The 7,619-nt window shown below is 47.0% G+C and carries 7 protein-coding genes; 4 read left to right on the top strand and 3 right to left on the bottom strand.

Going from position 1 to position 7,619, the window contains the following annotated elements; translation table 11 throughout:
- The first annotated feature begins 113 nt into the window (after positions 1-113).
- Genes VN105_RS15645 through VN105_RS15630 form a run of 4 tightly spaced genes read left to right on the top strand, consistent with a single transcriptional unit; the run spans position 114 to position 4,918 of the window.
- Positions 114-1,169, top strand: coding sequence for a TerY-C metal binding domain-containing protein (locus VN105_RS15645; RefSeq protein WP_325642463.1), 1,056 nt, complete (start codon positions 114-116; stop codon positions 1,167-1,169).
- A 12-nt stretch (positions 1,170-1,181) separates the two neighbouring features.
- Complete coding sequence (locus tag VN105_RS15640; protein WP_325642462.1) at positions 1,182-2,585, top strand: PP2C family serine/threonine-protein phosphatase; 1,404 nt, start codon at positions 1,182-1,184, stop codon at positions 2,583-2,585.
- A gap of 13 nt (positions 2,586-2,598) precedes the next feature.
- Entirely contained in the window at positions 2,599-4,107 is a 1,509-nt protein-coding gene (locus tag VN105_RS15635) for a helix-hairpin-helix domain-containing protein (protein WP_325642461.1), read from the top strand.
- A 25-nt stretch (positions 4,108-4,132) separates the two neighbouring features.
- Positions 4,133-4,918: a TerC family protein gene (locus tag VN105_RS15630; protein WP_325642460.1), complete on the top strand. Its 786-nt coding sequence runs from the start codon at positions 4,133-4,135 to the stop codon at positions 4,916-4,918.
- An 84-nt stretch (positions 4,919-5,002) separates the two neighbouring features.
- Here the strand turns inward: VN105_RS15630 and VN105_RS15625 are convergent, their stop codons facing one another.
- The 3 genes from VN105_RS15625 to VN105_RS15615 form a co-directional block, all read right to left on the bottom strand.
- Complete coding sequence (locus VN105_RS15625) at positions 5,003-5,965, bottom strand: hypothetical protein (protein WP_325642459.1); 963 nt, start codon at positions 5,963-5,965, stop codon at positions 5,003-5,005.
- Between the two features lie 13 nt (positions 5,966-5,978).
- Positions 5,979-7,079 (bottom strand): toxic anion resistance protein, encoded by a 1,101-nt coding sequence (locus VN105_RS15620; RefSeq protein WP_325642458.1) that lies wholly within the window; start codon positions 7,077-7,079, stop codon positions 5,979-5,981.
- Between the two features lie 56 nt (positions 7,080-7,135).
- Positions 7,136-7,619 (bottom strand): TerD family protein (locus VN105_RS15615; protein ID WP_325642457.1); only part of this gene is annotated, 484 nt, incomplete at its 5' end.

Raw genomic sequence — 7,619 nt, 5'->3', positions numbered from 1 at the left:
AACCGGATGTCGTCACACTTCTCCGGAAGTAACATCCTCGGCGGGGAAGGGTTAAGTATGCTGAAAATTACCGGTCCGGGTACAGTTTATATCACTTCTGTAAATTTTGGATAATGAGAAGACTTCCAGTTTATTTTCTGATAGATGTCTCCGAGTCAATGGTAGGAGAACCCATCCAGCAGGTGGAAGAAGGCTTGGGGCAAATCATCCAGGCACTGAAAACAGATCCCTACGCCATTGAAACGGCCTGGGTATCTATCATCGTTTTTGCCGGTCAGGCAAAAACACTGGTGCCCCTGCAGGAAATCATCAACTTTTACCCGCCCCGCTTTCCCATTGGTGGTGGTACCTCTTTAAGCAAAGGGCTCGGACACCTGATGTATGAGCTGCGGAAAAACCAGGTGAAAACCACCTATGAAGTGAAGGGCGACTGGAAGCCGATCATTTTCCTGTTCACAGACGGTGTACCTACAGACGATACCAGCGCCGCTATTGCCGAATGGAAACAGAACTGGCAGCGCAGCGCCAATATGGTGGCCGTTTCTTTCGGTGATGAAGCCGATACCAATGTACTGAAGGAACTCACGGAAAACGTGGTGCATTTTAAAAACAGTTCTCCCGCTGCATACAAACAGTTCTTCAAATGGATCACCGATTCCATTAAAACCAGCAGCGAAAGCGTGGAGAAAAACGCATCGGGGTTTGAACTGTCCAAAATACATGACACAGATACGCTGTCGAAAATAGATCTCTCAAAACCCGCGCCGCCCCGTGGCTATACAGACAGCAACTTCGTGGTAATGGTAGGGAAATGCCAGCATATGCAACGCGAGTACCTCATAAAGTACCGCCGTGCCGAACAGGATGCAGAACTGTACGGGCTGAATCTTAACCGGCTGTACTATAAGCTGGTGGGGGCTTTCCAGGTAGATAAAAACTACCAGGAGTTGTCCGATAACAGTGTGAAGCCCGCCAGTATCAACAGCGAAGAACTGATTGGCAATCCTACCTGTCCCTGCTGCGGCAACCAGTGGGGATTCGCCCTCTGTTCCTGTGGCCAGATCCACTGCATAGGCGACGAGAAAATGAGTACTTGTCCTTCCTGCAATACTACTTCCTCTTACGGTGTCAGTGAAGGCGGTTTTGATGTAAACCGCGCACAGGGCTAAACTACAGCACAAATGGAACGATCCTTCATCCGGGAATTGTTTAAAGCCAATAATATTACAATAGGCAGTCACCGGCAGCACCTGTTCGACGCATTTGTAAATGATGAAAAGAACCTGCTGGCAGTGAAACAGATCATGGAAAATAACAAATTACTAATGGATACCTGGCAGTTTAAAAACAGGTTGGCAGATATTCAGCAACAGCGGTTAAGCATCCCCAATGCCACTGCCGGCAAGCCTTATGAGGCGCAACTGGATTTCGGGCAACTCAATTGGAACGACTTTATTTACTTCCATATCGACGGCCTTGAAGAGGCCGGCCTGCAATACGATGCAGGTAAGAAACAGATCAGCGGTACCCCCCAGAAAAGCGGCGATTTTAAACTGGTACTGAAGTACCGTATCGAAGGGGAAACAGATGCCACGGCGCCCAACGAAAAAACAGTACCGCTGGTGATCAATCCCAATCCAAGGTCGCTCTGGAAAAATATAGAAAGCGATAAAACCGATCCTTACTGGAAAGAAGATAACGTAACCGCCACGGCAGTACTGGGCGATAAACAACTGGTAGTAGCTTCCAAAAGGGGCCGCTCACATGCCAACACCGGCGCCTTCCGCGAAGATGATTTCGCCTTCAGGCATTTTGCGGATTCCGGCTGGAGCGTACTGGCCGTATCAGATGGCGCCGGCAGCGCAAAGCTTTCCCGTGCTGGTTCGCATGTAGCCTGCAACTCCGTGGTGGAATATTTTGAGCAGCATTTTACGCCGGAATTAAACGCCACATTGGATGCGCTGATCGCTGATCACGCCTCCGCCACAGACGACAAAACACAGAAAGAGCTCACCCGCTTTGTATACGAGCACCTCGGGAAAGCAGCATTCACCGTACATAAAAAGCTGGAAGAATTTGCCGGAAACTGCGCTGCACCGTTGAAAGATCTGCATTCCACGCTTATATTTGTACTTTTAAAAAAATGTACATCCGGCTACGTGATCATGAGCTTTGGCGTGGGCGATTGCCCCATAGCCTTGATAAACAAGGACTTTTCAGCCGTTGCATTGCTGAATAAACTGGATGTAGGGGAATTTAGCGGGGGAACCCGGTTCATTACCATGCAGGAGATCTTTAAAAGTGATACATTTGCCACCCGCTTCGGATTCAGGCTGGTGCCCGATTTCTCCTACCTGATGCTGATGACGGACGGTATTTATGATCCCAAGTTTGAAGTAGAAGCCAACCTGGAGAAACTGACCACCTGGAAAGCGCTGCTGGAAGACCTCGGCGGTAAAAATGACGACCAGGTAAAAGTGGACCTGGCGCCCCATACACCGGGAACTGCCGGCCAGCTTGCAGCCTGGATGGACTTCTGGAGTCCCGGCAATCACGACGACAGAACTTTAATGATCATCAGTTAAGTATGCGGACTATATGAGTACAAAAACGGTAAATTCAGTCATCAACGCAGGGAAAAGTTATCAGTACATTGATAACGGGGAACCCATGCGCGGTGGGATGAAAGACGTTTACTTCAGCCCGGACAGATCTTATGTGGTGGCATTTTACCGTGATGCGCAGGATTTTGCTTCCCGGGAACGGCTGCGGAAAATTGTAACGGATTATTATAACAGCTTCTTTAACCGGGAAGGCGGCGATTACTACCGGGAACTCTACTGCTGGCCAACAGACATGGTGGAAGCAGATAAAAAAGTGGGCCTCGTAGTTCCCTGCTATCATGCTAACTTTTTCTTCAAGAAAGGCTACGCATCAAATGACCTGATTAAAGGAAAGGAAAAAGAAGGGAAATGGTTCGCTTCTCCCAAATTCAGGAATAAACAATTTACACTTCGGCTGGATGAAGCTGAACTGGGCAACTGGCTGAGTTACTTCCAGATCTGCGTGAATATTTCCCGGGGTGTAAAACGCCTGCATGCCGCCGGCCTGGCCCATTCGGACCTGTCGTACAAAAACGTGCTGGTAGACCCGGTGAGCAAATCGGCCGCCATCATTGATATCGACGGCCTGGTGGTACCCGGCCTGTTTCCGCCCGATGTGATCGGCACCGCCGATTTTATCGCACCGGAAGTACTGGCCACCAAACACCTGGACCTGAAAGACCCGGGCCGGAAACTTCCCAGCCGTCTTACAGACCTGCATGCGCTGGCGGTAATGATCTACATGTACCTGCTGTACCGTCATCCCTTGAAAGGAGGGAAGATCCATGACCTTGATACAGAGAAAGACGACCTGCTGGCAATGGGAGAAAAGGCCCTGTTTATAGAGCATCCGCAGGATGTTTCCAACCGGCCCAAACTGAACCAGGTAAACCCGAAAGAGCTACCCTGGGCAGACGTAACAAAGCTGCCATACACCCTTACAGGGCCTTACCTGAAAGAACTGTTTTACCAGGCGTTTGTAACCGGTTTGCATAAACCCACCGAACGCCCGCCGGCAGAAATGTGGGAACAGGCGCTATTGAAAACAACAGACCTGATGCAGCCCTGCAGCAATGCCGCCTGCGAACAGAAATGGTACGTTTTTGACAACACCCATTCGCCTAAATGCCCTTTCTGCGGTACGCCGCACAAAGGCACCCTGCCCGTACTGGATCTGTATTACGAGTTTAAACCAACCGTATGGAAACCGGAAAACCACCGGCTCATGGTATATAATAATCAATACCTTTTCCAATGGCATGTAAACAGGAACACCATCCGCAATGAAAGACTTACCGCTGCACAAAAAGTACCGGTAGGATATTTCGTTTTTCACCAGGGGAAATGGGTACTGGTGAACCAGCACCTTACTTCCTTAAAAGATCTGACAGAAGATAAGGAAATACCCATCGGCTCCATGGTGGAGTTAACAGATGGAAAAAGATTATTGCTGTCAAGGGAAGAAGGAGGAAGAGTTGTAATAATAACTATTGCCAACAAGTAGAAACCTATATAAAAAATAAACTGAAATGAATGAATTAATCCAACAAATTATTGACAACCCAATACCTTCAGCTATTGTTGTCGGGAACCTCGTTATTATTGAAAGCTTACTGTCGGTAGACAATGCCGCCGTACTGGCTACAATGGTAATGGACCTGCCCGAAAAACAGCGCGACCGTGCCCTTAAATACGGTATCCTTGGCGCTTATGTGTTCCGGGGCCTGGCTATGCTGTTCGCGTCCTTCCTGATCAAGATCTGGTGGCTGAAACCATTGGGCGGTTTATATCTCCTTTACCTGGTATTCAGCTGGTGGAAAGATAAAAAAGCAGAAGGCGAAAAAGAAGAAGAGAACATCGACAAAGGACAAAACTGGCTATACAAAGCCACTGTGGGCGCTATAGGTCCCTTCTGGGCTACGGTGGCGCTGGTGGAGCTAATGGATATGGCCTTCTCTATAGATAATATTTTTGCCGCGGTAGCATTTACCGACAACATATTACTGGTATGCCTCGGTGTATTTATCGGTATCCTGGCCATGCGTTTTGTGGCTCAGGCTTTCGTAAAACTGATGACTAAATTTACCTTCCTGGAAGGAGCGGCATATATCGTTATTGGTATTCTCGGCCTTAAACTGAGCCTTTCTATCTATGAGCATTTCTTCCCGGAATCAGGTTTAACCCATTTCCTGGAAAGCTCACAGGCAGACGTGATCACGTCTATCCTGACCGTGGGGATCTTTATTGTTCCGATCATCACATCGGCACTGTTAAATTTCCCTAAAAAGAGCCCTTCTGCAAAGTTGGAAAAATAAGGAGGCCGGTAGCCACCGGCTCAATTAAATAAAGGTTTCTTTAAGCATCAGTCTGCGGACTGGTGCTTTTTTTTGATACCCCGGCTAAATCACATTGGTGTTCAGCATTGTTTTGAGGATATTGGTCTGTACGTCAAAGCGGCCAATTTGCTGCAGGAAATCAACATCGGAAATTTTCTCATAGTATTCCTTCAGCAATGCCTGTACATTATCGGGGATCACCGTTTTCAGCACATTGGCCCGGCTCATGAGGTTATCGTTTTTATCCGTAAGTTCCTGTACAAGCCTTGTTTTTTTGGAAAGGGTATTGGTCCAGTCAACGCCCTGGATGGCAGACAGGTCGCAGAACAGGAAGAGGTTTTTTGCGGGGAAGAAGAGGAAATAACGGTCCAGGTTCAGGAACCGGTATACTTCCAGTACTAAATTGCCGGCAGTGAGCCCGCAGTAAAATTCGGTTTTGAAATCCATTTTGCACAACAATCCCATCAGCTTTCGCTGTATGATGGCGGAGTTGTTACGGTATACTTCTGCAGGGTTGAATTTAATCAGCTCGTTGAGCGCATCGGGGGAAATATCAAAATAGAAATCCTGTGAGAAACGAGCGCTGAAAGCATTGATATTTTTGGAGAAAGGGTAGTCTTCAGAATTGTCTGACAGCACCTGGAACAGTTTCCGCAACGATAAATTGATCTTCAGCGATTGCTTCTGTTTATCCAGCTGGTAATTCTTCTCTGAAAAAACGCTGTCGTTCATATTGGCAATCAGATCTTTGTTGATCTGTATCTCATCGTATAAAATACTCACGTTCCTTTCATTGCTAGCCTTTATTTTCCTCAGCAGGTCAATCACCGTGGCAGTATATTGCAGGTGAAAAAGTTCCAGCTTATTGACATCCAGCTCGGGATTGGTTTCAAATAATTTATGGACAACCTGGCTTCGGAGATAGATCTTGTAAATTATCTCCTCTTCAAAAAAAGTGGACAGCAACTGTAATTTGCTGATGGTTTTATTTGAGTCATTTAATATTATTGCCAGGTTATCCTCCATTATTTATCCTCCGTTAGCTAACGTTTGTTACATTTTTCTTCAGCTCTGTTTCCAGCGACTGCAATTCACCGTTCAGCACTTTCCTGCTTTCGGTGCCCTGTTCGTGGATCTTCTTCACTTCATGCAGCGTTTCAATCAGCGATTGGGTGGTTCTTTTCAGTGTTTCAATAGAAACCACTGTTTTCTCATTTTCTTTCGCTACCTCTATACTGTTTTGTTTCAGCAGGTCGGCATTCTTCTGGAGAATGGTGTTGGTAGTTTCAGAAACCTTCCGCTGCATTTCCACGTTGGCTTTCTGTCTTTGCAGCGCCACCGCAATGGTGAGCTGGTTTTTCCAGACAGGAATGGTAGTGGAAATGATAGACTGCGCTTTTTCCGCGATGGAAGTATTGTTGTTCTGCACCAGCCTGATCTGTGCCAGCGATTGCAGCATAATAAAGCGCACAATCTTCATATCAGCCAACCGCTTATCCAGGCGGGTAATGAAATCGCGCAGGTCGGCGATCTCGTAATCATTGTAATTGGCCGCGTTCACTTCCATTTCCGCCAGTTTCTGGCTGAGCTCATTGTATTTCAGCTGACCTGAAATAATGAGGTCTTCCATTTGCTTGATGTAAGATACGTTACTATCAAACATGGTTTGCAGGGAACTGTTGTCTTTCAGCGAGTTGATCCGGCCGGCCTTGATCTTATTGGTGATCTTATCAACATTGCTGATCACCGTATCATATTTCTGGAAAAGCTTTTTGGCATCAAATACCAGCTTCTTCAGAAAAGGGATCTTCGAGATAAAACTCTGCAAAGCGCCCTGGTTCAGTTCATCTACATCAATATAATTCAGTTCTGTGAGCAGATCGTTGATCAATCCGCCTACTTCACCGGAATTATAGGTACGCACGGAAGTAAGGAACTCGTTACTGTATTTTTCCATTGAATTTTGTACGTCTGTACCATAATTCAGGATGGAATTAACATCAGTGGTAACCAGCGATTTATTTATTTCACCGTATTTCTTCGCATCGTCCGGCGTTATGACAGACAGGTCTACGTTGCCTTCTTTGTCGAGACGCACCGCGGGAAGAGTTTGATCGGTAATATTTGGGTTTGCTTCCATAAGGTATCTGATTATAAATTGATATTTTCTTTATATCAGGTGATCAAAAGTAAGATTTACAGGTAATTCTGCGCAACGGTATTCACGGTTTCCTGCAATTTTTTATCTTTTGTAGGTTCGCCGATCGCGTTGAATTTCCATTCCCCGTTCTTCTTGTAAAACACGCCCATCACCATGGATACATGTCCTGCAAAGCCGGGACCGCTGGCAATATCGTAGGTGGCAAATATTTCATTCACGCGGGAAGGCGTGCCTTCGTAAATGCGGATGGAAGCGAAGGGGATGGTACCAAAATCGTGTCCGCGGAAGCTGTTCAGCACAAATGCCACGTAATTGGTATTGGGATCCAGCCGGGAAAAATCCAGTGTGATCACCTCGTTATCCAGGCCATCGTTACCGTTCATGTCACCGGTAAGGTCGTCGCCGCTGTGTTTTACGGCGTTGTCTTTGGATCTCAGGTTACCGAAGTACACCACTTCCTGCAGTTGCTTTTGCTCTGTGAACATGGCGCAGCTGCCGTCCAGGTCTACGGCTTCCTTG

The organism is Chitinophaga sp., from assembly GCF_035564935.1.
GTDB lineage: Bacteria > Bacteroidota > Bacteroidia > Chitinophagales > Chitinophagaceae > Chitinophaga.
The sequence above is the reverse complement of the archived record's forward strand: the minus strand, read 5'-3'. Positions and strand labels throughout refer to the sequence as shown.